Genomic DNA, 25,581 nt, shown 5'->3' with positions numbered 1-25,581 from the left:
CGTCGCCCGTCAGCGGCGCAGCATCCGCAGCAGCGCAGGCGGGCGGCCGCCGAACCCCTCCGCCTCGAGCATGGCGAGCAGCACCCGCGGCAGGTCTCGCACGGCCGGGAAGAGCAGGAAGCGGGGCACCCAGCAGGGCCGGAACTTGGCATTGAACCGGTAGAGGCTCTCGATCTGCCACCACCGCGACGCGACGTGCAGGATCCGCGCCCACAGCCGCGCGACCGGCCCGGCGCCCAGCCGCTGCCCGCGCTCGAGGGCGCCGCGGAACACCGCGAAGTTCAGCGAGACCCGGGCGATCCCGTGTCCGCCCGCCCACCGCACGACCTCGACGACGAGCTGCTCGGTGAGCCCGCCGTCCGCCGCCGGGTCGCGGCGCATGAGGTCGAGGGAGAGCCCGTCGCGGCCCCACGGCACGAACTGCAGCAGGGCGGCCGGGACGCCGTCGCGGTGCGCGACGGCCAGGACCGCCTCGCCGTCCGTGCCGTCGGCGGTGCGGGAGAGGGCCATGGAGAAGCCGCGCTCCTCGGCGTCGCCGCGCCAGCTGCGGGCCAGCCGGGCGAGCTCCGTCCGCTCCTCCGGGTCGATCTCCCGGAGCCGCCGGACGCGGACCGTGAAGCCCGCCCGCTCGGCGCGCGCGACGGTCTGCCGCACGCCGCGCATGGTGCGGCCCTCGAGCGTGAACGCCGCCGTGTCCAGGACGGCCTCGTCGCCGAACTCCAGCACGGAGAACCCGGCCCGGGCCCACGCCGTCGCCCCGTCCTCGGAGCACGCCAGCACGGCCGGCACCCAGGCGTGGGCGACCGCCCGGTCGAGGAACGCCGCGATCGCCGCGTTCCACTCGCCCTGCTCGCCGAGCGGGTCCCCGGAGGCCAGCGCGACCCCGGCCAGCACCCGGTAGGACACCGCGGCCCCGCCGCTCGGCGCGTAGGCGACGGTGCGGTCGCGGCGCAGCGCGAAGTAGTCGAGCGAGTCCGGGTCGGGGCGGCGGGCGAGCATGGCGCGCAGCCGCGCCTCGTCGGCCGGCTCGAGGCGGGACTCGGGCTCGGGGGAGCGGAGCAGGAAGTACCCGGCGCCCAGCACCGCGAGCACGCCGAAGGTCAGCCCGACGGTGGCGGTGAGGTCGTCGAGCCACACCCCGTGGGCGGCGAAGGCGACCGGGCCGGACACCCCGACCAGCGCGAGCAGCGCCTGGTCGAGCTGCGCCGAGGCCGAGGTGCCGGGGGCCAGCCGGTGCGGGTTCAGCGCGAGGAACAGCCACACCACCCCCACGCCCGCCACGGCGAACTGCACCAGCACCCGCGCCGCGCGGGTGACCCCGCCGGGATCGGAGCGGGCCGGGAACGACCGCCGCGTGACGACGAGCAGGCCCAGCAGCAGCGCCGTGACGGCGGCGGCCACCGCGGCGTGCCCGTGCGCCGGGCCGATCACCCGCGCGAGGTTGACGGCCGTGAGCGCCGCGGTGATCACCACGGCGAGCGCCCAGGCCCGCCGCTTCCGGCGGCGCAGCCCCGCGGCCAGCAGCAGCATCCCGACGCCCGCCACCACCGTGACGACGACCTGCCCGACCCCGACGATCTCCGGCAGGCCCACCGAGGCCCGGAACGGTTCGCCGAGCATCCGGCGCGGTCCGGCGAGCAGCCCGCCCGCGAGGGCGAGGATCCCGACGACGCGCGAGGACCACACGACCAGCCCGACCGCGGTCGCCCCGGCCAGGACGCGGGCGGGCACCCGCGGCAGCGTGCGGGCCGGGGCGGGACGGGTCATCGCGCCCGCCCCGGCCTGCGGGACGCGATCGGCGCCGGTGCCATGGGGCGCACCATACGACCTCCCCACGGCGGGCACACCGGTCCCCGGGCCCGGCCGCGCCTCAGCCGCGCAAGCCCGCGGGCACCGGCAGCGGGTCGAGGGGCGGCGGCACGGCCACCGCCGGCCGGCGGGCGGAGAGCAGGCCGACGCCGACGGCCGTCACGACCAGTCCGGCGACGCCGAGGGCGAGGGTCAGCGGGGTGGTGCCGAACGGCTCGCCGAGCACCAGCACGCCCATCGCACCGGCCGTCAGCGGGTCGAGGAGGGTGAGGACGGCGAGCGGGGCGCCCAGCCCCCCGCCGCGGTAGGCGTGCTGCGCGAGCGCGGTGCCGATCAGGGCGGCCGCAGCGGTCACGGCGACCCGCCCGGGGGTGAGGTGGCCGACCAGCAGGGTCTTGGTGGTCGCGGACGCGACGCCGAAGCACAGCGCGGCGCCCACGGCGTAGCAGACCGCGGCGCCGCGGGGCAGCCGGCGACCGCACAGCAGCCCGCCGACCGCCGCGGCCGCGACCAGCGCCGCCAGCACGCCGACGACCGTCCAGAAGCCCAGGCCGGCGCCCGGCGGGGGCGGTGCGCCGTGCGGGCCGTGGTGCGGCACGGCGGCGAGCACCGCGGGCAGGCCCAGCGCCACGCACAGCACCCCGGCCCACGAACGCGGGGTGATCGCCGTGCGGTTCACCCGTGCGCCGAGCACGAGGGCGATCGCCAGGCAGGAGACCCCGATCGGCTGCACGACGACGAGCGGGCCCGCGGCCAGGGCGGCGACGTGGAGCGCCGCCCCGGTCAGCGTGGCCCCCACGGCCGCCCACCACAGCCGGCGGCGCAGCAGCCGGGCCATCAGGCCGAGCCCCGCCGCGGACTCCCGGGACGCCTCGCGCTCCTGCAGCACCGCGGAGATCGCGTAGAACACCGCCGAGGCGACCGCGAGCAGCATCGCGAGGGGGATCAGCACCTCCGCGACGATACGGGCCGCGCCCGGGTGCACAGGGCCGCCCCGCACGGGAATCGGCAGTTTCGATGAACCCGCCGCCGGGATCGTCCCGCCCCGCGCCCGGCCGTCCGCTTCGGGACGCGACCGGATCGGCGCGACGGGGGGGTCGGCGCGACCGCGGTCGGGCGGCCCGGGGTCAGGCGGCCGCCGCGGGTCGCCAGCCGATCGCCGGCGCCAGCCGCGTCGCGATGTCGCCGAGGATCTGGACGTAGTCCTCCTGCGCGAAGCTGAACGGCAGCGCGAACACCACCTCGCGCACCGCCCGGAACCCGGCGTGCGCGTACAGCTGCGCGGCGATCTCCTCGGATGGGCCGACGAGGTCGCGGGCGAACAGCATCCCGGCCGGGCCCTGCGGGGCGAACGTGCGCGGCAGCCGGGCCTCGGCGTAGGCCTCGTACTTCGCGCGCTGTTCCGGCGTGGCCGAGTCGGTGGGCACCACCACGAGCCCCTGCGACACGCGGGCGGCCGCCCCGGCGGGGTGCGCCGCCCGGAACGCGTCGATGTGGCCGCGCTGGATCTCGGCGAAGTCGGTGCCGCCGCCGTCCCCGGCCCGGACCACGCTGCTGGTCAGGAAGTTCATCCCCTGCTCGCCGGCCCGGCGGGCCGAGCCGAGGCCGGCCGCGCCGTACCACATCCGGTCGCGCAGCCCGGGGGAGTGCGGCTCCACCCGGTCGGAGAAGACCTCGATGCCCTGCGTGCCGGAGAACGAGCTCGCGGTCTCGCCCGCGACGAGCCGCAGCAGCCGGGACACCCGCTCGGGGCCGAAGTCCTCCAGGTCCGCCGTGTCCGGGTACAGCGACCCCTTGACGTCGTCGAAGTGCATCGGCGGCCCGACGCTCACGCCCGGGTTGAGCCGGCCGCCGGACAGGACGTCGACCGTCGCCAGGTCCTCGGCCAGCCGCAGCGGGTTCTCCCAGCCCAGCGGGATCACCGCGGTGCCCAGCTCGATGCGCCGGGTGCGCTGCGAGGCCGCGGCGAGCACCGCGACGGGCGAGGAGATGCCGTACTGCAGGTGGCGGTGGCGGACCCAGGCGCTGTCGAACCCGAGCTCCTCGCCCAGCTCGATCATGCGCAGGGTCGTCTCGTGGCCGGCGCCCGGATCGGCGCCGTCGAAGGAGCCGATCGTGAGGAATCCCAGCTTCTCCAGCGGTTCCGACGGCGCGGGCATGCGTCCATCATGATCCGCGGGCGCGCCCGGCGGGTGTGGGGGTGACGGGCGACTCCCGGTCGGTGACCCGGACCGGGCTCAGGGACACATCCCGGGCCGGACGAGGTTGACGGCGAACCGGTCCCGCCACCGCTCCGGCCGCTCACGGGGCACGATCACCAGGCCGACCTTCGGCTCGTCGTCCCCCGGCGGGTTCGCGTCGATCAGCTCCCGCACGCGCTGTCCCACCCGCCGGTAGAACTCGAGCTGGAGGGTGCGCCCGAACAGCCTCCAGCCGAGCCGGAGGATCGGGTTGGGCACGGGACCGCGGCGGGAGTAGGCGTGGATCCAGAAGGTGACGCGCCCGGTCTCCGGGTCCTTGGCCACCTCGTAGCTCAGCCGGCCCTGCTCGAGGTGCCCGCACAGCGTCTGGTAGGTCCAGCCCCACACGCGCGTGCCGTCGCGGACCGTGTCGTAGGCGTCCGTGACCCGGACCGGCATGAGGAAGCGGAGGAACAGGAACCGGCCCTCCAGCACCATGTCCCGGCCGAGCAGCGGGTCGTCGCGCCGGTAGATGCCCCGGAGGATGCGGTCGTCGGTGAACTCGTAGTTGCGCACGATCCGGCAGGCGCGTTCGAAGGGCCCGTCGCGCTCGGGCGGACCCGGGGCCTCGGTGCCGAGTTCGGCGTAGCCGGAGTCGACGTGCCAGTGCGGGTCGTCCGTCGTGGTGGGCGCTTCGTCCTCGGCGTAGTTCACGTCGAGACCGGCGAGGTGGACGACCTCCGCCTCCAGCGCCGCGCGGTTCAGCGGGACTCCTCGCGCCGCACCGACTCGCTGATCAACCAGAAGGTCGGCGGCCAGAGCCCGACGAACAGGGCGCGTCGCTCCGCGTTGCCCCGTTCCTCCTGGTCGACCGTCTTCGCCCGCATCCACAGCCCGATGCAGAGCGCGATGCAGCCCAGCGACACGCTCTGCAGGTGGATCGCGCGCACGCCCGCGCGCCGGAGGATCGTCCCGATGGTCACGGGGCATGGGTTCCCGCTCGTCGGGTACTCACACCCGATGCTCCGTTCCCATGCCCACCGGCCGGCGACGGGCTCGCAACGGTCCCGCCGAGTCGGCGCGGTCGTCCGCTGGCCCGTCGGCGTCGGCATCGTCGTGTGGCGCTACCTCTGGCGGACGACGGTCACCCACCGCAGCGAGGAGCCGGGGGACGACTCCGACCTGCCGAAGCCGCTGCCGGCGGAGGTGTGCGACGATCGCGTCCAGCACGTCGAGGACGGCCACGGGGACCTGCTGCACCGCACCTACTCGGTGCGCATCACCGGTGGCGAGCGCACACCGGAGCAGCTGCTCGAGCTGCTCGCGGCGGATCCCAACGCCTGGTCGCCGTCGGGGATGGCGGTGTTCCGGCGGACGCGGGGCACGGACGGCGCCATGACGGTGGGCGACGAGTTCCTCATCCGGCTGCCCGGGCCGTGGGACGGGCCGGTCCGCATCGTCGGGTCCGGGCCGCGGCACTTCCGCCTCGCGACGCTGGACGGGCACCTGGAGGCCGGGCAGATCGAGTTCCGCACCGAGGAGGTGGAGGAGGACGTCCGGTTCGTCGTCGAGTCGTGGGCCCGCCCGGGCGACCGGCTCTCGCACCTGCTGTACGACCAGGTGCTGATCGCCAAGGAGGTGCAGCTCGTGATGTGGACGCACGCGTGCCTGCGCGCGGCCCGCCTGGCCGGTGGGCGGCCCCGCGGCGGCCTCACCGTGCACACCCGGCGGCTCCGGGTGGACGGGGACGGGACGCCCACGACACGCCCGGGCGACACGGATCGGACGGATTCGCCGGGACAGGTGTAGACGGCGCGCGGGACGGGGATCCCCGGGACCGAGGCACGTACAGAGGCCACGCACAGGGGCACAGAGACCGCGACTGTCCGTCGTTGGGGAGCGGATCGGGCAGTCCTTCGGGCCGGGGTCGCCGTTGATCGGGGTGGCGGCCCCGGCCTCGCCCTGTTCCGGCCGTGACCGGCCCGGGACCTCCGATCCCCGGATGCACCGAGACGCCGAGAGGCGGGGACCGGCCGGTCCCCGCCCCTCGTGCGTGTGCGGGGTCAGCCCGCCGGCATCAGGACCTTGTCGATGACGAAGACGGTGGCGTTGGCGGTCGGGATGTTGCCGCAGAGGACCTTCGCGGTGTTCCCCTGGCCGTCGGTCACGGTCGGCGCCTCGGGGGTGCCGCCGATCGTCACGGTGCCCCCGGCGAGCTCGGTGGTGGTGCCGGCGGCGACGAGGCCCTCGGCGTCGTAGCGCTGCGGCACCACGTGGTACGACAGCAGCCCGCCCAGCTGCTGCTGGTTCGCCAGCAGGCCGTTGAACGCCTGGTCGCCCAGCTGCGTCTGCACCTGGTCGAACGCGCCGTTGGACGGCGCGAACACGGTGATGCCCTGCTGCGAGTTCAGCGTGTCGGCCAGGCCCGGGACCTTCCCGACCGCGGTCACGAGCGTGGTGAGCAGCGGGTTGGTGCCCGCCGCGCTGGCCACCGGCTGCGGGCCCATGTCGTTCAGCGAGCCGGGGGCGTCGCCCTGCGGCAGCTGGTTGCAGGCCGGCCCGAAGACGTCCGCGTCGGTGGTCACGCCCTCGCCCGCCGCGGCCGACATCGGGGCGGCCGTCGTCGGCGCCGAGGCCATCGGCGACGCCGGGGCGGCGGCGGTCGAGGAGCCTGACCCGCCGCACGCGGCGAGACCGAGGCCCAGAGCGGCGACCGCACCGGCGGCGGCGAGCCGGAAAGGCTTCTTCATGGTGTTCTCCCGTGGTTCCCGGCCCGGTTCCTCCGGGCCCGTCGTCGATTTCTTCGACGGGTCCCGGGAATGCGGTTCGTGCCTTTCCGTGCTTCGTTCTCGCCGCCGATCCGGTTCGTCCCCGGAAGGCTGGTTGGTCCCCGGCGACGCCCGTGACCGCGTGCTCCTCGCGAGCGTCACCCAGGACGACGCCGCGCGGGCGATGTGCATCTGGGAGGCACCGAGCCTCGACGGGCTGCAGCAGCTGCTGGACGGGGCGTTCGGCGACGCGGTCGTGAACGACTGCTTCGTCGCGGACCCGGCCCGGTCGGTCAACCTGCCGGCGGCGCGGCCGGAGGCCGCACAGGCCTGACTCGACGGGGCGCGGCAGTGCCGGACGGGCCCGGGCCGGGGAACGCCCCACCCCGGGGCCCACTGCCGTCGACGGCGGTCGTCGGAGCCGTTGCGCCCGGCTCACACGACCTGGCCGCTCGCCACGACCCGGCTCGGGGTCGCGGGGGCGACCCGGCCGGGTTCGAGCGACACGGCGTAGGCGGTGAAGGTGCCGCCCGCCGGCAGGGTGGTGACGTCCGTCTGCCCGGAGGTGGCGTCGAACGTGCCGAGCGGCACGGGGGCCGCGCCGGTGGACGCTCCGACACCCCACAGGACGTAGATCGAGCCCGCGCGGTCGTTGGTCGGGAGGTCCGCGACCACCACGCGCCGGACGCCGGCGCCGGTCACCACGGCCGCCACCGGCCGCCCGTGCCCGTCGGACAGGGTGGCGTGGGTGCTGCCGGGCGCGTCCAGCCCGGTCACGAGCCGCCCCAGGTCGCGGGTCTGGGCCACCTCGGCGTCGCGCTGCTCGTGCAGGTCGGCGGTCTGCCCGGCCAGCCCGCCCACGGCGATCACGCACGCGGCGGCGGCCGCGACGCCCCACCATCGACGGTGCGACCGCCGGGTCCGGGGCTGATCGGACGGTGGGTCGACGCCTACCGGGAGGCCGGACGGGGAGTCCGTCCGTGCGGCGCGCAGGATCCGGTCGCGCAGTCCGACGGGTGGCGGTACCGGCGGCACCGTCCGTGCCAGGCCGGCCAGGACGGCGTCGTGCCGGCGCAGGGCGACGGTGCACTCGGGGCAGCGTCCGAGGTGCGCGTGGACCTCGAGCTCCTCGTCGGGTTCCAGGGCGTGCAGGGCGAAGCCGGCGACCTGGCGGCTCATCGGGCAGGGCGGGGCGGTTGTGTTCACCGGACGTCGTCCTCGCCGAGGACCGGCCCGAGGGCCGTGCGCAGCCGGCCGAGGCCGGCGAACATCCGGGACTTCACCGTGCCGAGCGGCACACCGGTGAGCGTGGCGACCTCGCGCTGGGTGTAGCCGCCGAAGTAGGCGAGGGCGAGGGCGTGCCGCTGGTCGGCGGGCAGCGCGTCGAGCGCGGACCGCACCGTCCCGGCGACGACCGCGCCGAGGGCGTCGACGTCGGCCCCGGGCAACCGGGGGAGCGCGAGGTCGGTGTCGTCCATCGGCACCGTGCGCCGGCGCGCATTGTCCTCGCGCCGCACCAGGTCCACCGCCTTGTGGTGGACCAGCGTCATCAGCCAGGTCGAGGGCCGGCCGCGGCGCGGGTCGAAGCGGCCCGCCTCGCGCCAGACGGCGGTGAAGGCCTCCTGCACGGCGTCCTCGGCCAGCGCGTCGTCGCCGCAGATCCGGCGGGCGAGCGACCAGGCCTGGCGGCCGTAGCGGTCGTAGAGCCGGGCCAGCGCGTCGCGGCGACCCTCCGCGACACCGGCGAGGAGATCGACGGAGTCGTCCGGCGCGGACGCCCGGCCGGTGCGCGGGGCGGCCTCCCTGTGGTTCACGCCCGACGTTCGCGCCCGCCCGTCGGATCGGTTCGGGACGCGTCAGCGGTGCAGCGTGAGGAGCTGCTCGAAGAACCCGCCGAAGCCGCCCTCGCGGTCGACGAGGTGCACCTCGAGGATCCAGTGGCACTGCCGGCCCGAGGGGTCCGTGCGGCGCATGGCGTGGTCGCTGCCGGGCGCGATGTAGCTCTCGATCCGCTCGCCGTCGATCCACTCGTGCGGGAACTCGCCCACCAGGTGGCCGCTGTGCGCGCCGCCGAACTCCCAGCCCGCCTCCTCGGCCAGCCCCACGACGTGCGCGTACAGCTCCGCGCCGCTGATCTCCGGGTGCGCCTCGAAGTGGGCGCGGCCGGCGTCGAAGATGCGCGGCAGGTCGTCGCGCAGCCGGTGCTTGACCGGGTCGTCGCCCAGCACGAAGGTGCGCCCGAAGTCCGCCTCCCACTCGGCGAAGATCGGCCCGAGGTCGAGGAAGACGATGTCGTCCTCCTCGATGAGCCGGTCCGGCGGGTTCTCCTTGTAGGGCAGCAGCGTGTTCGGGCCCGAGCGCACCACCCGCTTGTGCCAGTGCCGGTCGGTGCCGAAGAGCTCCGCGCCGAGGTCGCGCACCCGGTCGCTCACGGTCCGCTCGGACTCGCCCGGCGCGATCAGCCCCCGCCGCCCGGCCTCCTCGAACAGGTGCAGGGCCTTGCGCTCCGCCTCGACGAGGTTCCGGGCCCGGGCCTCCTCGTCGACGGGTGCGGTACCGGTCGCGTCGCTCATCGATCGCCTCCTCGCGTCACCCCGACCCTAGGTCGGCATCGGGCGCGCTTCTAGGCTCGCACCCGGGAGGGGATCGGTGGTCGGCTGGCTGGAACGGCATCAGGTTCCGCTCTACGTCGCCGCGATCGTGGCGGGAGTGGCGCTCGGGCTGCTCGCGCCGGCCGCGGGCCCGGGCCTCGGCCTGGCCGTCGGGCCGGTGCTCGGCGCGCTCCTGTACGTGACGTTCCTGCAGGTCCCGGCCCGGGAGCTCGCCCGGTCGCTGCGGGCCGGCCGGTTCCTGGCGGCGGTGCTGGTCGTCGACTTCGTGGTGGCGCCGCTCGTGGTCGCGGCGATGACGCCGTTCCTGCCCGGGGACGTCGCGGTCCGCACCGGCGTGCTGCTGGTGCTGCTCGCGCCGTGCGTCGACTACGTCGTGGTGTTCACCGGGCTGGCCGGCGGGAGCGCGGGCCGGCTGCTCGCCGCCACGCCGTTGCTGCTCCTGGCCCAGATGGCGTTGCTGCCGGTGCTGTCGGGGCTGCTGCTCGGGCCGGCGGCCGCCGGGGCGATCGAGCCCGGACCGTTCGTCGAGGCGTTCCTCGGGTTCATCCTGCTGCCACTCGCGCTGGCGTGGCTCACGCAGTGGTGGGCGGCGCGGCACCGCAGCGGGGAGGTGGCCGCGGGTGCAGCCGGCGCGGCGATGGTGCCGCTGATGGTGGCGACGCTGCTGCTCGTGGTCGCCTCGCAGGTCCCGGCGCTGGGCGGGGCCGGGGTCGTGCTCGGCGCCGTGCCCTTCTACGTCGTGTTCCTGCTGGTCATGGTGCCGTCGGGGGCGCTGCTGGCCCGGCTGTTCCGGCTCGGTACCGCCGACGCCCGGGCCGTGGCGTTCACCGGTGCGACGCGCAACTCGCTCGTCGTGCTGCCACTGGCCCTCGCGCTGCCCGCCGGGCCCGTCGTCGCGGCGACGGTGGTGGCGCAGACGCTCGTCGAGGTCGTCGGGATGGTCGTGGCGGTGCGGGCGGTGCCCCGGGTGGTGGCGCTGGTGCTCCGCGGGACGCCGGGGCGCCCCGCGGAGCAGCCCGGGCCTACTCGGGGGTGACCTCGGCCATGTCGTTCCAGGCCTCGCCGTCGAGGTCCTGGTAGTTGATCTTCGGGCGCTCGGCGACGACCGTGCCCATCCACGGGAAGAAGTTCTGGGCGTGCTCGGTCTGGACGTGCGCGGAGCCGGCGTCGCCGTCGCGGAACGTCTCGACGATCGCGAACTCGTTCGGCGTGGTGCCGCTCTCGTAGAAGTCGAACGAGACGTTGCCCGGCTCGGCCCGCACGTTGTCGGTGTACTCCTTGATGCCGGTCAGCCAGTCCTCGCGCTTCGCGGGCTTGATCTTCACCTTGAGCACGATCAGGATCACGGCCACCTCCAGGGTCGATGGGGTCGGCCCCGGGCACCCCACCCGGGACGGTGGGGGCAGCCTCTCACCCCCGCGCCACGGGCGGTGTCTCAATCGGCGACGGCCCGCCCGTCGGGTGAGGGCGGCGACGCGGGCCACCGCCCGTCGCGCCGCTTCCGTTCAACGGAAGCTTGCCCTGACAAGCGTCGCGTACCCCGCTCATACTCCGGCGATCCGGACACCGAGGGAGGGTTCCATGACAACGGAGTCAGCAGGGACGTCGGGCGGGGCGGGGGCGCGGGCGGGCTGGGTCGCACCGCTGTGCTGGTCCGCCGTGGCACTCGAGGGGTTCGACCTGGTGGTGCTGGGGGTGGTCCTCCCGTCGCTGCTGCGTGACCCGTCCTGGGGGCTGAACCCCGCGTCGGCCTCGCTGATCTCGGTGGTGGGCCTGGTCGGTGTCATGGTGGGCGCGCTCGCCGCGGGCCCGCTCACGGACCGCTTCGGCCGCCGCTCGATGCTGCTGGTCACCGTGACGTCGTTCTCGGTGCTCACGCTGCTGTGCGCGTTCGCGCCCGGGCCCGTGCTGTTCGGCGTGCTGCGGTTCCTCGCCGGGCTCGGCCTCGGCGGCGTGCTCCCGGTGGCGATCGCGATGGTCAACGAGTTCGCCCGCTCCGGCCGGGGCGGCAGCGCGACGACCGTCCTCATGACCGGCTACCACGTCGGCGCCGTGCTCACCTCGCTGCTCGGCATCCTGGTCATCCCCGGGCTGGGCTGGCGGGCGATGTTCGTGCTCGGCGCGCTGCCCGCGCTGGTGCTGGTGCCGCTGGTCTGGCTCCGGCTGCCCGAGTCGATCCCGGTCGAGCGCGGGCCCGCCGCGCGCCGCAACCCGATCGCGACCCTGTTCCGGGGCGGCTACCTGCGCGCGACGCTCGCCTTCTGGATCACCTCGTTCATGGGCCTGCTGCTGGTCTACGGCCTGAACACCTGGTTGCCGGAGATCATGCGCTCCGCCGGCTACGCGCTCGGCGCCGCGCTGGCCCTGCTGCTGGTGCTCAACGTCGGCGCGATTCTCGGGCTGCTCCTCGCGGGCCGCGTCGCGGACAAGATCGGCGTGCGCACCTCGACGATCGCCTGGTTCACCGCCGCCGCGCTGTTCCTCGCGCTGCTGTCGATCAAGCTGCCGGGCATCGGCGTGTACGTGAGCGTGCTGCTCGCGGGCGTGTTCGTGTTCAGCTCGCAGGTGCTCGTGTACGCCTACGTCAGCCAGTACTACCCGGCCGAGGCCCGCGCCACGGCCATCGGCAGCGCCTCCGGCGTCGGCCGGCTCGGTGCGATCTGCGGCCCGGTGGTCGGCGGCACCCTGCTCTCGGCGGGCCTCGCCTACCCCTGGGGCTTCTACGCCTTCGCGGTCGTCGCGGCGATCGGCGCAATCTCCGTCTCGGTGGTCGGAGGCACCCGCTCCGCCGACACCCCCGACCGCCGGATGGAGACTGCCTGAGGAGGGTCGGACGCCGCCGTCGCCGCTGGTGCGCTCCACCGGACACGTGCGAGCGGGACCGAACGGGGCGGCGGTGGCAGGGGCGCTGGCACAACCGGTCGGGCGCGACGCACCCGGTGAGGCCCTGCGACGCACCCGGGAGGTGCGTCCCACACCAGGTCGACCGGGTGTGAAGCGTTCGGGTGGGTGTGCGAGGGCCTCCTCGCTGAGCGCGGGTCTCGTTCCACAACCAGTGATCGTGGTCGAGCAGCACCGGGGTGGCTGTTTACACCGCAGCTCAGCGGGTGAACCACGAGGGGGCGTCGAGGCGGGGGCCGGAGGTGACCCGGCCGAGCGCGTCCTCCATCGTGCGGACCGCGTCCTCCCCGAGCTCGCCCACCCACCGCGCCCGGAGCTCGTCGAAGATCTCGGCGGAGCGGGCGAGCAGGTCACGGCCCCGGGCGGTCGGGCGCACGACGATCCGGCGGGCGTCGGCCGGGTCCGCACCGCGCTCGACGTAGCCGGCCGCCTCGAGCCCCGCGATCGTCTTGGCCGCCGCCTGCTTGGTCACGCCGAGCCGCCGGCCGAGCTCCGCGGCGGTCGTGCCCGCGCCGACGGCCTGCAGGGCGAAGCCGTGCATCGGGCGGGCCTCGGGGTGGCCGCGCTCCGCGAGCTCCTCGTGGAGCGCGTCGACCAGTGTCTGGAACCCGGCCAGGAGCAGCAGGGGGAGCGCGAAGCCGGGGCGCTCAGTTGACACGGTCGACAACCAGGTTCACCATGTGGACAACCATGTTGTCGACCCTACCGGAGCCCGCCGTGACCGTCGTCCGCCGCGCCGACCAGCGCACCCACGAGACCCCGAACGCCGTGATGACCACCCTCGCGTCGCCCACGCTCGGCGATGCCGCGCAGTCGCTCTGGCAGGTGCGGATGCGGCCGGGGCAGGCGGGGCCGGACCACCTGATGGACGTGGAGCAGGTGTGGACCGTCGTCGACGGCGGAATGGCGCTCCGCACCGTCGACGGCGAGACCGTGCTGACCACGGGGGACACCGCGGTGCTGCCGGCGGGTCTGGTCCGGCGCATCGTCGCCGACCCCGAGCGCGGGCTGACCGCCCTGGTCACCGGCGCCGGCGCGGGGCGGGCCCTGCTCCCGGACGGGACCGACCGCGGCGTGCCGGACTGGGTCCGCTGAGCACACGGAAGACGGGCGCGCCGGGGACCCCTCGACCCCGGCGCGCCCGCGAACCCGCGGTTCCGCTCAGCGGCGGAACAGCGCCGCGATCTCGTGCCGGCGCACCCACGCGATCAGGGCGAACAGCACGCCCAGGATGATCGGCGTGTAGACGTACTCGGCCATGCCGATCACGAAGACCTGGAAGAGCGCGGCGCCGATCATGAGCGCCACGAGGCAGGCGGCGGCGAGGCCCGCGAGCACCGGGATCATCAGTCCGATGCCGCCCGCGACCTCCAGCGCCCCGATGACGTAGCGGAACCAGTCGCCCGCGCCGATGGCGTCGAAGGTCTGCACGGCCGTGGCCTCGCCGAACAGCTTCGGCGCGCCGGAGGCGACGGCCATGAACAGGCCCAGCACGACCTGCAGGACGTACAGGGCGATCCGGCCCTTGCTGCGGGCGGGGGCGGCGGTACCGGCGGCGGTCATGGTCTCGGTCCTCTCGGTCGGTGCGGCCTCTGCCGCGCTGTCAGAGGGGAGACCGCACCTCCGCCGGGAACTCATCGCCGCCTGCCCGGAGTCCCCCGCCGAGGATCACCTCGGGGTCCGCCGACCGCTCCAGCAGCGTTTCGTCCGGCGGCGCGAACCCGAAGCGCGCGTAGAGGCCGTGCGCGTCGCGTGTGTGCAGCGACCACCGCATGCCCGGGCCGCCGGCGAGCATCGCCTCGACGAGCCCCACGCCGAGCCCATGGCCGCGGACCGACGGGTCCACCCAGACGTCGGCGAGGTAGGCGAACGACACCCCGTCGGACACCGCGCGCGCCGACCCCAGCGTGTCGTCGCCGCGGTACAGCCCGACCACCCGCCAGGCGGCGTCGAGCTGGTGCTCCAGGTGCTCGCGGTGCCGCCAGGTGCCCCAGTACGCCTCGGTGGACAACCAGGCCCAGACGGCGTCGCGGTCCAGCCGGGTGGGGTCGTCGTCGATCTCGAACTCGCCGATCACGCGCTTCACCCGGCCACCCTCGCAGGCGCTGCGCGGCGGGGCAGCCGGATTCGGCGCGCGGCCTCCCTACGGCAGCATCCAGCCCAGTACCGGCGTGGACTGCAGGTAGATCAGGATCGCGAGCAGCAGCAGCATGCCGAGGCTCCACCCGACGACCTTCCGCAGCAGCACGCCCTCCTGCCCGTCGAGCTTCACCGCGGCGACGGCGATCGTCAGGTTCTGCGGCGACAGCATCTTCCCGAGCACGCCGCCCGACGAGTTCGCGCCGGCCAGCAGCTCCGGCGGCAGCCCGGCCGAGTTGGCCGCGGTCACCTGTAGGGAACCGAACAACGCGTTGGCCGACGTGTCCGAGCCCGTCACGGCGACGCCGAACCAGCCGAGGATCGGGGACAGGAAGGCGAGGGCGCCGCCCGCGCCGGCGATCAGCAGGCCGATGGCGGTGGTCTGGGCCGAGGCGTTCATGACGTATGCCAGGGCCAGGACGGCGGCGACCGTGAGGATCGCCCACTTCAGGTCCGCGACCGTGCGCCCCCAGATCCGGACGGCCTCGGCGGCACCGATTCCGAGCACCGCCGCGACGATCACCCCGGCGATGAGCATCAGGGTCCCGGCGGTCGACAGCCAGGTCAGCGAGTACTGCGTGGTGCTGCTGGGCTTGCCGTTGGCGGCCACGACGTCGAGGCCCGGCCAGTGGAACGCCAGCTTCAGCTTGTCGACGGCCGGCTTGATCCCCGGCAGCTGCACGAGCGCGAAGACCAGCACGATGATCACGTAGGGGGCGTAGGCGCGGCGGATCTCGCGGGGATCGTCGACCCTGGCGCCCGACCGCACCGTCGCGACCGCCTCGCCGCCCTCGGGCGAGCTCTCGGCGGGGACGGGCCCACCGGTCGGCCGGGGCCCACCGCGGCCGGACCCGCCGGTCCCCTCGCCGGAGGAGTCGGGACCGCCCGCCCCGACGAGGCTCCCGCCGCCGGCCTCGGGCTCGGCCTCCGCGCCCGTCCGGCGCGCGGCCCACGGCGCGTGCGGCATCGCCCGGGCGACCACCACGACGGCGATCGCGGAGAGCAGCGCGGCCAGGATGTCCGTCAGCGGCACGGAGATGTAGTTCGACGTGACGAACTGGACGATCGCGAAGACGACGCCGGACACGACCGCCGGCACCCACGCCTCCCGCACACCCCGGCGCCCGTCGACCAGGAACACCAGCACCAGCGGGACGAACAGGGCCAGGAACGGGGTCTGCCGACCGACCATCGAGGCGACGTCGTGGAGCGGCAGCCCGGTCACCTGCGCGAGCGTGATCACCGGGACGCCCATCGCGCCGAACGCCACCGGCGCGGTGTTCGCGACCAGCGCCAGCACGGCCGCGCGGAGCGGCCGGAAGCCGAGCGCCATCAGCATCACCGACGAGATCGCCACCGGCGCGCCGAAGCCGGCCAGCGCCTCGAGCAGGGCGCCGAAGCAGAACGCGACGAGGATCGCCTGGGTGCGCCGGTCGGAGGACAGCGTGCCGAAGCTGCGGCGCAGCACGTCGAAGTGCCCGGTCGCGACGGTCATGTTGAACACCCAGAGGGCGTTCACCACGATCCACATGATCGGGAACAGCCCGAAGAACGCGCCGTGCGCCGCGGCCAGCAGCGACATGCCGAACGGCATCGCGAAGCCCACGATCGCGACGGCGAGCGCCGCGACCAGCCCGGCCAGCGCCGCCCACTGGGCCCGCACGCGCAGCACCCCCAACGAGAGGAGCACCACCGCGAGGGGGATCACGGAGACCAGGGCGGACCAGCCGAGCGATCCGCCCACGGCCTTCGGGTCCTGCTGGTAGACCGCCAGGACCGGCCCCGCCAACTGTCCGGACAACACCGTCGCAGACGTCATGGTCGCGAAGTGTGCGCCGCGTCACCCCACCCGGCAGGGTGGACTGGGCCGAACGGGTGGCGGGGTGGCCCGGTCTCAGTCCTCCGTGATCGACAATGCGCCGGACGGGCAGGCGTCGACCGCGGCGCGCACCTTCCCGTCCGTGTCCGGGTCCTCCTCCAGGAGGACCACGATGCCGTCGTCGTCCTGGTCGAACAGCGCGGAGTCGGTCATCACGCACATGCCCGCGCCGATGCACACACCGCGGTCCGCCCTGAGCTCGCCCATCACGCTCCTCCCCACGTCACGGGCAGGCTCTCCATCCCGTAGACGACGTGGAACGACCGGAACCTACGATCTTCGGCGGCCGGTCGCAGGTCCGGGAAGCGCCGCAGCACGGCGGGGAACGCGATCCGCATCTCCATGCGGGCCAGCGGGGCGCCGAGGCAGTGGTGCACCCCGTGCCCGAAGGCGACGTGCCCGAGCGCGCCGCGGCGGACGTCGAGCCGCTCGGGATCCTCGAGCAGGGCGTTGTCGCGGTTCGCGGCCGGGATCGAGAGCATCACCAGCTCCCCCTCCGCGATCGGCTGCCCGGCGATCTCGGCCGGGCCGGTCGCGGACTTGATCGTGCCGGAGTGCACGATCGACAACCAGCGCAGCAGCTCCTCGACGGCGGGCCCGATCGCGTCCGGGTCGTCCCGCACCAGGGCGAGCTGGTCGGGGTGGTCCATCAGCGCCAGCGTGCCCAGCCCGAGCATGTTCGACGTGGTCTCGTGCCCGGCGATCAGCAGGAGGTTCGCGATGCCGATCAGCTCGTCCGTGCCGAGCTCCTCGCCGTGCTCGCGCACCAGCATGCCGAGCAGCTCCTCGCCCGGCTCCGCCCGCTCGCGCGCGACGAGACCGGCCATGTAGTCGCGCTGCTCCTCCTGGGCCTGCATCCGCTCGTCCATCGGTGACGACAGGTCGAGCAGCCGCGCGCTGCGCCGTTGGAACTCCGCCCGGTCCTCGTACGGCACGCCGAGCAGCTCGCAGATCACCAGCGACGGGACCGGCAGCGCGAAGTCGGCGACCAGGTCCGCGGGCGGCCCGGCCTGCTCCATCGCGTCCAGGTGCTGGTCGACGATCTCGCGCACCCGGGGCTCCAGCCGGGCCATCCGCCGCCCGGTGAACTCCGGGGTGAGCATCCGCCGCAGCCGGGTGTGCGCGGGCGGGTCGAACGCCAGCAGGTTCCCGGCCCGCAGCCGCGCGATCTCCTCCGGGCTCCGCTCCGGCATGCCCGGCGGGCGGAACGCGCCCTGCCACTCGTTGCTGAACCGCCCCGCGTCGCCGAGCACCTCCCGGACGTCCGACCAGCGCGTGACCAGCCACGCCTCCAGCCCGAAGGGCGTGCGGACCTTCCGCACCCCGGCCCCGTCGCGGATCGCCCCCAGCTCGGGCGCCGGGTCGAAGCCCGCCCGCTGCATGTGCAGCGGCAGCTCCTCGACCCCTCGTGCACCCGGCGCCGTGGCGGTCCGCCCGGTGCTCTGCGCGGTGCTCTGCGTGGTGGTCCGTGCGGTCTCCGTCATCCGGCCTCCCCGATCGGCTCGCCCCTCCGGCCACTCTCACACCGCGTCCGCGGCCGGGCACGCAGTGCGCTGAGAAGGCGCTGAGCGAGTCGGACATCCCGGGCGCCGACGCTCATCCGTGCAGGTTCCGGTACAGGTCCCGCAGCAGCAGGATCTCGGCGCCGTGGTGGATGGCCTCGCGCTGGATGTGGAGCACCAGGTCCGCCATCGGGAACTCGGCGAACGGGCCCTCCGCCGGCCCGCACGGCCGGGCCAGGCCTGCGTCGTCGAGCGCCTCGACGCCGCCCGTCCAGGCCGCGTAGGCCCGGTCGAGCTGGCGCAGGGCCTCGGCGGCGGTGCCGGCGTAGGCGTGCTCCTCGTACGAGGTCGGCGGCCCGCCGAAGTGCGCCGCCGCCCGCACGCCGAACACCCCGACGATCAGGTGCGCCATCCGCCACGCGATCGTGGTGAGCGGCGGGGGATCGGGTTCGGGGAAGGCGAAGTCGACCCGGAAGTCACCGGTGCCCGCCTGGACCGCACCCGGCGCGAGCCGCCCGGCGGGGCGGACGCTCCACCCCGGCGCGGGCTCCCAGAGGTACTCCTCGTCCGTCAGCCCCTCGAGCTTCGGCCGCAGCAGCGCCTGCCAGTGCCAGGAGAGCTGCTCGGCCAGCTGGGTGGTGGCGGTGCGGGTCGTGGTGTCCGTCATACCCGCGCACGCTAGCCCCGCCCCACGACAGTTCCGGCACGGTGAGTGGCGATCGCGCACCACTCACCGCGCACGGGTGACCTCAGCTGCGGGGGACCGGGACGTTGCGGATGCTCGCGTCGAGCAGCTGGACCGGGTGCAGCAGCGGCAGGGCCCCGTCGGTGCCGTCCTTGAGGTGCTTGCCGATCTGCAGCAGGCAGCCCGGGTTGGCGGTGACGACGACCGCGGGCTCGACCGACCGGACGTTGTCCGCCTTCCGCTTGCCCAGCTCGTCGGCCGCGTCGGGCATGATCATGTTGTAGATGCCCGCGGAGCCGCAGCACAGCGCCGCCTCCGGGATGTCGAGCAGCTCCAGCCCGGGGATGCTGCGCAGCACCTCCCGCGGCTGCGTGCGCACGCCCTGGGCGTGCCCGAGGTGGCAGGCGTCGTGGTAGGCGACCCGCGCCGCGACGGGCGAGCGCGGGGCGCGCGGGCCCAGCTCGGCGAGCACCTCGTGCACGTCGCGCACCCGCGCACTGAACTCCTTCGCCCGCACCGCCCACTCCGGGTCGTCGGCGAGCAGGTGGGCGTAGTCCTTCATCGAGGACCCGCAGCCGGCCACGTTGGTCACCACGTGGTCGACGTCGAGCCGCTCGAACCGCTCGATCGTCCGCTTGGCCCGGGCCAGCGCCGGGTCCTCGCGGCCGGCGTGCAGCTCGAGCGCCCCGCAGCACTGCTGGTCGCGGGGGACGAGCACGTCGAGCCCCTCGGCCGAGAGCACCCGCACGGTGGCCTCGTTGACCCGGTGGAAGAACACGTCCTGCACGCAGCCGGACAGCAGCGCGACCCGGCCGCGCCGCTCCCCGACGGCGGAGGTGTGCACCGGCAGGGTCGCGAAGGCCTCCCGCACCGTGACGGGCGGGAGCAGCGACTCCAGCGCGGCCAGCCGGCCCGGGAGCTTCGCGGCGAGCTTCCGGACGGCGGGCACGGCGGCGAGCTTCTGGTACAGCGCCCCCGGCAGGGCGGCCGCGCGCAGCCGCCGCTTGTACGGGAACAGCGCGAAGATCGCCTCGCGGAACAGCCGGTCGGAGGGGGTCCGCGGCACGTTGCGCTCGAGCTGCGGGCGCACCGACTCGAGCAGCTTGTCGTACTGCACGCCCGACGGGCACGCCGTCACGCACGCCATGCAGCCCAGGCAGGCGTCGATGTGCTGGCGCAGCGGCCCCGCCAGGCCGATCTCGCCCTTCTCGGCGAGGTCCATGAGGTAGATGCGCCCGCGCGGCGAGTCCATCTCCTCGCCCCACAGCTGGTAGGTGGGGCAGGTCGGCAGGCAGAAACCGCAGTGCACGCAGTCGTCGAGCAGCTCCCGCGAGGGCGGGTGGTGCTCGTCGAAGGCGCTCGGGCCGGTCTGCGGCAGGTTGGTGTCGGCGGAGCCGGCGGGTGTGGTCACGAGATCTCCCACGGGTCGTAGCGGCCCGGGCCGAACCGGCCGTCCGGGTCGAACCGCTGCTTGACGGCCTTGAGCACGGCGAGGGCGGAGGGCGGCGGCCCCCACGCCGGGGCGTCGAGGTCGGCGGGGCGCGACCGCAGGACGCTCGTCCCGCCGGCCGCGTGGACGGCGGTGTGCGCCTCGGCGACCGCCGTCCCGGGCAGGGAGACGGTGGCCACCCCGGTCCCGAGGCCCGCGGTGGCGGCCGAGGCCGGCAGCCCCGCCAGCACGCCCGGCAGGACCGAGGGCTTCACCCCGATCCGCAGCACGGCGGCCCCCTCCGTACCGCGGGTGAGGGCCGCGTGCTCGCCCCACACGTCCGCCTCGGCCTCGGCCGCCCCCTCGCCGAGCAGCCGGATGAGCCGCTCCAGCCGGGCCGGCAGGGCCTCCTCGGTGGAGTCGATGCGGACCAGCAGCCGCCCGGAGCTCAGCCACTCGACGGCCGTCGGCTCCAGCTGCGAGGCCAGCACCTCGCGCCCGAGCCGGGCCGCCTCGGCGAGGTCGCACTCCACCACCACGGTGCCGACGGCCTTCGGCACCGGGTGCAGCCGCAGCACGACCTCGACCAGCGCCCCGAGGGTGCCGTAGGAGCCGTGCAGCAGCTTGGCCAGGTCGAACCCGGCCACGTTCTTGATGACGTGCCCGCCCGAGCGGACCACCGCCCCGTCGGCGAGCAGCGTGGTGGCCCCGATGACGAGGTCGCGCAGCGTGCCGTGGACCAGCGCGGACGGCCCGGCGTCGGCCGTGGCCACCAGCCCGCCGACCGTCGCCCCGTCGGCCACCCGCGCGGCGTCGAACGACAGGTGCTGGCCGTGCTTCGCCAGCTCCTCCTGCAGCGCCCGCAGCGGCGTCCCGGCGTGCACCGAGACCGTCATGTCGCCCGGGTTGTGGGTGATGACGCCGCTCAGTCCGGTGGTGTCGAGCACGGCGTCGACGGGCCCGAGCCGGCCCGCCCAGTCCGCGGCCGTCCCGGCCCCGGCGACGGAGATCCGGCCGGCGGTGTCGAGGACGGCCGCGCGGGCCTCCTTCAACGACGTCGGCTGCAAGGCCGTCAGGGTCCCCTCCCGATCACTCATAGCCGCTCGATCACTCCCGACTCCTCCAGCGGGTGCGGCCGGTACTTCCCGGGCCGTTCGCCGCACAGCCGCGGCGTGGGCAGGACCTTGCCCGGGTTGCAGATGCCCTCGGGGTCGAAGGCGTCGCGCACCCGCTGCATCACCGCGAGGTCCTCCTCGCCGTACATCTTCGGCATCGAGCACGCCTTGTCCGTGCCGATGCCGTGCTCGCCGGACAGCGACCCGCCCAGCTCCACGCAGAGCTCCGCGATCGCCCCGGACAGCTCCTCGGCCCGCTCGGTCTCGCCCGCGGCGGCGCTGTAGAGGACCAGCGGGTGGAGGTTGCCGTCGCCGGCGTGGAAGACGTTGGCCACCCGCAGGCCGGCCTCGTCGCCCATGTCGGCGATGCGGCCGAGCACCTCGGCGAGCCGGGTGCGGGGGACCACGCCGTCCTGCACGAAGTAGTCCGGCGAGATCCGGCCGACCGCGGCGAAGGCGGCCTTGCGCCCGCGCCAGATCGCCGCCCGCTCCTCCGGTGAGCCCGCGATGTGCAGCCGGGTGCAGCCGTGGGCGTCGCAGATCTCCTTGACCTGCGTGAACTCGGCGTCGCATTGCTCGATCGGGCCATCGAGCTCCACGACCAGCGCGGCCGGGACGCCCACCGTGTAGCCGGCGTGCACCGCCTCCTCGGCCGCCTCGATCGCGAGCGTGTCCATCATCTCGACGGCCGCGGGCACGATCCCGGCCGCGACGATGTCCGAGACCACCTCGCCCGCCTCGGCGACCGACGGGAAGTCCGCCAGCAGCGTCCGCACCGTCTCCGGGGTGCGCAGCAGCCGCACGGTGATCTTCGTGGTGATCCCCAGCGTGCCCTCGGAGCCGAGGAACACCCCGCGCAGGTCCGGGCCCTGCTGCTCGGGGGAGTCGCCGCCGAGGGTGACCAGCTCGCCGTCGGGCAGCACGACCTCCATCGACAGCACGTGGTTCGTGGTGAACCCGTACTTGAGGCAGTGCGCGCCGCCGGAGTTCTCGGCGACGTTGCCGCCGATCGTGCACACCTGCTGCGACGAGGGATCGGGCGCGTAGTAGAGCCCGTGCGCCGCGACGGCCGCGGTGATCTCCAGGTTGGTGACCCCGGGCTCGACGACGGCGCGCCGGTTCTCCGGGTCGACCTCCAGCACCCGCTTGAGGCGGGCCAGGGAGATCACCACGCCGTCGGCCACCGGCAGCGCGCCGCCGGAGAGCCCGGTGCCGGCGCCGCGGGCGACGAACGGGACCCCGTTGCGGTGGCAGGCCTTCACCGCCCGGGCGACCGCCTCCGCGTCGCGGGGGATGAGCACGATCTCGGGACGGACCCGGTACCCGGTCAGTCCGTCGCACTCGTAGGCGCGGGTCTGCACGGGGTCGTCGACGACGTCGTCGGGGCCCAGGGCCGCGACGATCGCGGCGCGGGCCACGGGATCGAGGGCCATCTGACCTCCTTGTCACGGCTCGTGGTGGGAACGGGGAAAGCGTAGGGCGGCACGGGCGCCGCGGCCGTCTCGAATCGGCCGCGGTCGGGGTCAGGCGGTCGCGAGCAGGGTGCCCAGCCGTCGGCCGGCCGCGACGACCAGCGGCGCGATCCTGGCGACCGCCGTGTCGTCCATGCGGGAGAGGGGGCCGGAGACCGAGACGGCCGCCGAGCCGTGCGGCCCGGTCACGGGCGCGGCCACGCAGCGCACGCCGGTCTCCTGCTCGCCCTCGTCGAGCACGTAGCCGCGCTCGCGGGCGACGGTCAGCTCGCGGGCGAGCACGTCCGGGTCGGTGATCGTGGTCGGCGTGACGGCGGGGAGGCCGGTGCGCGCGACGACCGCGGCGGCGTCGGCGGGCGGCAGCGCGGACAGCAGCGCCTTGCCGACGCCCGTGCAGTGCACCGGCACCCGCCGCCCGATCTCGGTGAACATCCGCATCTGGTGCGGCGAGGGGACCTGCGCGACGTAGACCGCGCGGTCGCCGTCGAGCACCGCGAGGTTCGCCGTCTCGCCGATCTCGGCGACGAGGTCCGCGAGTACGGGGGTGGCCCACCGGCCGAACTGGCGCGCGGCCGTCTCGCCCAGGCCGACGAGCTTCGGGCCGAGCGTGTAGCGCCGCGAGGGCAGCTGTCGCAGGTAGCCCAGGTCGACGAGGGTGCGCACCAGCCGGTGGATCGTCGCCGGGGCGAGCCCGGTGCGGTCGGCGAGCTCGGACAGCCCGGCCTCGCCGCCCGCCTCCGCCAGCGTCTCGAGCAGCCCGAAGGCCCGGGCCAGCGACTGGACGCCGCCCGCGCGGGGTACATCGGGCCGGGACGTGGTGCCGTCGGTCACAAGTGCCGACCCTACATTCCATGATGCGGAAACTCCAGTCCGTCTGGTAGAAAAGACACCGCAGCAGAGTCGAGGAGAGAGGACGCCGCGATGGCCGGCACCGCAGGACTTCAGGTCGACCCCGAGCTCCGGCGGTTCGTGGAGGGCGAGCTGCTGGCGGGCCTGGACCTGACTCCCGAGGCCTTCTGGGGCGCGCTCGCCGACCTGCAGGGGCGCTTCGCCCCGCGGATCGCCGAGCTGCTCGCCCGCCGGGACGAGATCCAGGCGCGGATCGACTCCTGGCACGAGGCCCACGGCCCCGGCGAGGCCGAGGCCTACGAGAAGCTGCTCACCGAGCTGGGCTACCTCCTGCCCGCCGACGAGCCGGCCTCGATCTCGGTCGGCGACGTCGACGCCGAGATCGCCGAGGTCCCCGGCCCGCAGCTGGTCGTCCCGGCCACCGTGCCGCGGTACGCGCTCAATGCGGCCAACGCCCGCTGGGGCTCGCTGTACGACGCCTTCTACGGCACCGACGCGCTGCCGCTGGACCACGAGCTCGCCAAGGGCTACGACGAGAAGCGCGGCGCGCAGGTCATCGCCGCCGCGGACGAGCTGCTCGACGAGCTGTTCCCGCTGGCCCAGGGCTCGCACGCGGACGTCACCGCCTACTCGGGGTCCGAGCAGGGCCTCGTCGCGTTCACCGGGGGCGGCGAGAGCGGGCTTGCCGACGCCGGGCAGTTCGCCGGCTTCCGCGCGCCCGACGGCGAGGGGCGCGCCGCGATCCTGCTGCAGCGCAACGGCCTGCACGTCGAGCTGACCATCGACCCGACGCACCGCGTCGGCCGGCAGCACCACGCCGACGTGGCCGACGTCGTGCTGGAGTCCGCGGTCACCACCATCGTCGACCTCGAGGACTCGGTCGCGACGGTCGACGGCGAGGACAAGGCCCTGGCCTACCGCACCTGGCTCGGCCTGATGACCGGCGAGCTGGTGGCGGAGTTCCAGAAGGGCGGCGAGACCGTCACCCGTCGGGTGCACGCCGACCGCGAGTACACCGGCGCCGACGGATCGCCGCTCACGCTGCCGGGCCGCTCGCTGCTGCTGGTCCGCAACGTGGGCCACCACATGACCACCAACGCCGTGCGCACGGCCGAGGGCGAGGAGATCGCCGAGGGCGTGCTCGACGCGCTGGTCACGGCCACCGCGGCGCAGTACGACCTACAGGGCAAGGGTCGGTACTCGAACTCCCGCAGCGGGTCGATGTACATCGTCAAGCCCAAGCAGCACGGGCCGGACGAGGTGGCGCTGACCGTCGAGCTGTTCGCCGCCGTGGAGGAGGCCCTCGGCCTGCCCGCGCGCACGCTCAAGATCGGGATCATGGACGAGGAGAAGCGCACCAGCGTCAACCTCGCGAGCGCGATCGCGGCCGCCGCCGACCGGGTCATCTTCGTCAACACCGGCTTCCTCGACCGCACCGGCGACGAGATCCACACCTGCTTCGCGGCCGGCCCGGTGATCCCCAAGGGCGACATGAAGTCGTCGACCTGGCTCAACGCCTACGAGGACCGCAACGTCGACGTCGCGCTCGCCTCCGGGTTCGCGCACACGGCCCAGATCGGCAAGGGCATGTGGGCCAAGCCCGCGGCGATGGCCGACATGCTGGAGCAGAAGGGCGCCCAGCCGAAGCAGGGTGCCAACTGCGCGTGGGTGCCGTCGCCGACCGCCGCGACCCTGCACGCGCTGCACTACCTGCGCACGGACGTGCACGCCGTCCAGGAGGACATCGCGAAGCGGGCCGTCACCGACCGCGCGAAGCTCCTGGTGCTGCCGATCCTCGACGGGGAGCTCACCGACGAGCAGAAGACCCACGAGCTGGAGACGAACGCACAGTCGATCCTCGGCTACGTCGTCCGCTGGGTGGGTCTGGGCATCGGCTGCTCCACGGTGCCGGACCTCGAGGGCGTCGGGCTGATGGAGGACCGGGCGACGCTGCGGATCTCCAGCCAGCTCATCGCGAACTGGCTGCACCACGGCGTGGTCGAGGAGAAGACCGTCCGGGACACCTTCGCCCGCATGGCCGCACTGGTCGACGAGCAGAACGCCAACGAGCCGGGCTACCCGCCGATGGCCAAGGACCTCGAGGGCAGCGAGAGCTTCCAGGCCGCCCTGGAGCTGGTCCTCACCGGCCGCACCGAGCCCAACGGCTACACCGAGCGCGTGCTCACCACCTGGCGGCAGAAGGCCAAGCAGCGCGGATGAGGTCTGCGTCTCCCCAGGGAA

27 protein-coding genes are annotated in these 25,581 nt (G+C 74.7%); 6 read left to right on the top strand and 21 right to left on the bottom strand.

The annotated features are described in order from the left end of the window. Positions 1-9 precede the first annotated feature (9 nt). The 5 genes from ACQP04_RS27625 to ACQP04_RS27605 all read right to left on the bottom strand — a co-directional run bounded on the left by ACQP04_RS27625 (position 10) and on the right by ACQP04_RS27605 (position 4,972). Complete coding sequence (locus tag ACQP04_RS27625) at positions 10-1,767, bottom strand: phosphatidylglycerol lysyltransferase domain-containing protein (protein ID WP_433503458.1); 1,758 nt, start codon at positions 1,765-1,767, stop codon at positions 10-12. A 103-nt stretch (positions 1,768-1,870) separates the two neighbouring features. Further along, positions 1,871-2,761 (bottom strand): DMT family transporter, encoded by an 891-nt coding sequence (locus tag ACQP04_RS27620; protein WP_433503457.1) that lies wholly within the window; start codon positions 2,759-2,761, stop codon positions 1,871-1,873. Between the two features lie 175 nt (positions 2,762-2,936). After that, the gene (locus ACQP04_RS27615) at positions 2,937-3,968 is read right to left on the bottom strand and encodes an LLM class flavin-dependent oxidoreductase (protein ID WP_433503456.1); all 1,032 of its coding nucleotides are present in this window, start codon (positions 3,966-3,968) and stop codon (positions 2,937-2,939) included. Between the two features lie 78 nt (positions 3,969-4,046). After that, on the bottom strand, positions 4,047-4,703 hold the full coding sequence (locus ACQP04_RS27610) for a DUF1990 family protein (RefSeq protein ID WP_433503455.1): 657 nt from the start codon (positions 4,701-4,703) through the stop codon (positions 4,047-4,049). A gap of 47 nt (positions 4,704-4,750) precedes the next feature. Then, a complete protein-coding gene (locus ACQP04_RS27605; RefSeq protein WP_232870421.1) occupies positions 4,751-4,972 on the bottom strand; it encodes a hypothetical protein in 222 nt (73 codons plus the stop codon). A 37-nt stretch (positions 4,973-5,009) separates the two neighbouring features. On the opposite strand from ACQP04_RS27605, the gene ACQP04_RS27600 reads away from it, so the two are divergent. Beyond that, entirely contained in the window at positions 5,010-5,798 is a 789-nt protein-coding gene (locus tag ACQP04_RS27600; RefSeq protein ID WP_433503454.1) for a DUF1990 family protein, read from the top strand. Between the two features lie 254 nt (positions 5,799-6,052). On the opposite strand, the gene ACQP04_RS27595 is transcribed toward ACQP04_RS27600, so the two are convergent. Then, complete coding sequence (locus ACQP04_RS27595) at positions 6,053-6,739, bottom strand: fasciclin domain-containing protein (RefSeq protein WP_433503453.1); 687 nt, start codon at positions 6,737-6,739, stop codon at positions 6,053-6,055. A 160-nt stretch (positions 6,740-6,899) separates the two neighbouring features. Between ACQP04_RS27595 and ACQP04_RS27590 the strand changes: the two genes are divergently transcribed. Then, positions 6,900-7,091, top strand: coding sequence for a hypothetical protein (locus tag ACQP04_RS27590; RefSeq protein ID WP_433503452.1), 192 nt, complete (start codon positions 6,900-6,902; stop codon positions 7,089-7,091). A 101-nt stretch (positions 7,092-7,192) separates the two neighbouring features. On the opposite strand, the gene ACQP04_RS27585 is transcribed toward ACQP04_RS27590, so the two are convergent. Genes ACQP04_RS27585 through ACQP04_RS27575 form a run of 3 tightly spaced genes read right to left on the bottom strand, consistent with a single transcriptional unit; the run spans position 7,193 to position 9,330 of the window. Beyond that, a complete protein-coding gene (locus tag ACQP04_RS27585) occupies positions 7,193-7,963 on the bottom strand; it encodes an anti-sigma factor domain-containing protein (protein WP_433503451.1) in 771 nt (256 codons plus the stop codon). After that, complete coding sequence (locus tag ACQP04_RS27580) at positions 7,960-8,571, bottom strand: sigma-70 family RNA polymerase sigma factor (RefSeq protein WP_433503450.1); 612 nt, start codon at positions 8,569-8,571, stop codon at positions 7,960-7,962. Before ACQP04_RS27580 ends, ACQP04_RS27585 begins: the two co-directional genes overlap by 4 nt. A 42-nt stretch (positions 8,572-8,613) precedes the next feature. Beyond that, entirely contained in the window at positions 8,614-9,330 is a 717-nt protein-coding gene (locus ACQP04_RS27575; protein WP_433503449.1) for a M24 family metallopeptidase, read from the bottom strand. A gap of 76 nt (positions 9,331-9,406) precedes the next feature. Here ACQP04_RS27575 and ACQP04_RS27570 point away from each other — a divergent pair, with 76 nt between their 5' ends. Then, entirely contained in the window at positions 9,407-10,405 is a 999-nt protein-coding gene (locus tag ACQP04_RS27570; protein WP_433503448.1) for an arsenic resistance protein, read from the top strand. On the opposite strand, the gene ACQP04_RS27565 is transcribed toward ACQP04_RS27570, so the two are convergent. Beyond that, positions 10,392-10,715, bottom strand: coding sequence for a putative quinol monooxygenase (locus ACQP04_RS27565; RefSeq protein ID WP_433503447.1), 324 nt, complete (start codon positions 10,713-10,715; stop codon positions 10,392-10,394). The two genes, ACQP04_RS27570 and ACQP04_RS27565, sit on opposite strands and share 14 nt — an antisense overlap. A 235-nt stretch (positions 10,716-10,950) precedes the next feature. Between ACQP04_RS27565 and ACQP04_RS27560 the strand changes: the two genes are divergently transcribed. Then, positions 10,951-12,192, top strand: a complete 1,242-nt coding sequence (locus ACQP04_RS27560) for an MFS transporter (protein WP_433503446.1) — start codon at positions 10,951-10,953, stop codon at positions 12,190-12,192. Positions 12,193-12,469: 277 nt separating this feature from the next. On the opposite strand, the gene ACQP04_RS27555 is transcribed toward ACQP04_RS27560, so the two are convergent. Continuing rightward, positions 12,470-12,928: a MarR family winged helix-turn-helix transcriptional regulator gene (locus ACQP04_RS27555; protein ID WP_433503445.1), complete on the bottom strand. Its 459-nt coding sequence runs from the start codon at positions 12,926-12,928 to the stop codon at positions 12,470-12,472. Between the two features lie 32 nt (positions 12,929-12,960). Here ACQP04_RS27555 and ACQP04_RS27550 point away from each other — a divergent pair, with 32 nt between their 5' ends. Further along, on the top strand, positions 12,961-13,365 hold the full coding sequence (locus ACQP04_RS27550; RefSeq protein WP_433503444.1) for a cupin domain-containing protein: 405 nt from the start codon (positions 12,961-12,963) through the stop codon (positions 13,363-13,365). Between the two features lie 66 nt (positions 13,366-13,431). On the opposite strand, the gene ACQP04_RS27545 is transcribed toward ACQP04_RS27550, so the two are convergent. The 10 genes from ACQP04_RS27545 to ACQP04_RS27500 all read right to left on the bottom strand — a co-directional run bounded on the left by ACQP04_RS27545 (position 13,432) and on the right by ACQP04_RS27500 (position 23,322). Then, on the bottom strand, positions 13,432-13,833 hold the full coding sequence (locus tag ACQP04_RS27545) for a DoxX family protein (RefSeq protein ID WP_433503443.1): 402 nt from the start codon (positions 13,831-13,833) through the stop codon (positions 13,432-13,434). Between the two features lie 40 nt (positions 13,834-13,873). Continuing rightward, a complete protein-coding gene (locus ACQP04_RS27540) occupies positions 13,874-14,356 on the bottom strand; it encodes a GNAT family N-acetyltransferase (RefSeq protein ID WP_433503442.1) in 483 nt (160 codons plus the stop codon). A 57-nt stretch (positions 14,357-14,413) separates the two neighbouring features. Continuing rightward, on the bottom strand, positions 14,414-16,228 hold the full coding sequence (locus ACQP04_RS27535; RefSeq protein ID WP_433503441.1) for an L-lactate permease: 1,815 nt from the start codon (positions 16,226-16,228) through the stop codon (positions 14,414-14,416). A 75-nt stretch (positions 16,229-16,303) separates the two neighbouring features. After that, entirely contained in the window at positions 16,304-16,495 is a 192-nt protein-coding gene (locus ACQP04_RS27530) for a ferredoxin (RefSeq protein ID WP_433503440.1), read from the bottom strand. Then, complete coding sequence (locus tag ACQP04_RS27525) at positions 16,495-17,670, bottom strand: cytochrome P450 (RefSeq protein ID WP_433508453.1); 1,176 nt, start codon at positions 17,668-17,670, stop codon at positions 16,495-16,497. Before ACQP04_RS27525 ends, ACQP04_RS27530 begins: the two co-directional genes overlap by 1 nt. A 214-nt stretch (positions 17,671-17,884) precedes the next feature. Beyond that, positions 17,885-18,457 (bottom strand): DinB family protein, encoded by a 573-nt coding sequence (locus ACQP04_RS27520; RefSeq protein ID WP_433503439.1) that lies wholly within the window; start codon positions 18,455-18,457, stop codon positions 17,885-17,887. Between the two features lie 82 nt (positions 18,458-18,539). Next, positions 18,540-19,886: a (Fe-S)-binding protein gene (locus ACQP04_RS27515; RefSeq protein WP_433503438.1), complete on the bottom strand. Its 1,347-nt coding sequence runs from the start codon at positions 19,884-19,886 to the stop codon at positions 18,540-18,542. Further along, complete coding sequence (locus ACQP04_RS27510; protein ID WP_433503437.1) at positions 19,883-21,001, bottom strand: FAD-binding oxidoreductase; 1,119 nt, start codon at positions 20,999-21,001, stop codon at positions 19,883-19,885. The genes ACQP04_RS27515 and ACQP04_RS27510 overlap by 4 nt, the downstream gene beginning before the upstream one ends. Continuing rightward, positions 20,998-22,452, bottom strand: a complete 1,455-nt coding sequence (locus ACQP04_RS27505) for an FAD-linked oxidase C-terminal domain-containing protein (protein WP_037046850.1) — start codon at positions 22,450-22,452, stop codon at positions 20,998-21,000. Before ACQP04_RS27505 ends, ACQP04_RS27510 begins: the two co-directional genes overlap by 4 nt. A 90-nt stretch (positions 22,453-22,542) precedes the next feature. Then, positions 22,543-23,322: an IclR family transcriptional regulator gene (locus tag ACQP04_RS27500; protein ID WP_433503436.1), complete on the bottom strand. Its 780-nt coding sequence runs from the start codon at positions 23,320-23,322 to the stop codon at positions 22,543-22,545. Between the two features lie 90 nt (positions 23,323-23,412). Between ACQP04_RS27500 and ACQP04_RS27495 the strand changes: the two genes are divergently transcribed. Then, the gene (locus ACQP04_RS27495) at positions 23,413-25,560 is read left to right on the top strand and encodes a malate synthase G (protein ID WP_433503435.1); all 2,148 of its coding nucleotides are present in this window, start codon (positions 23,413-23,415) and stop codon (positions 25,558-25,560) included. Positions 25,561-25,581 lie beyond the last annotated feature (21 nt).

The organism is Pseudonocardia halophobica (assembly GCF_050948485.1).
In the GTDB taxonomy this organism is placed as follows: Bacteria; Actinomycetota; Actinomycetes; order Mycobacteriales; family Pseudonocardiaceae; genus Pseudonocardia; species Pseudonocardia halophobica.
This window is presented reverse-complemented; position numbering and strand designations above follow the sequence as displayed.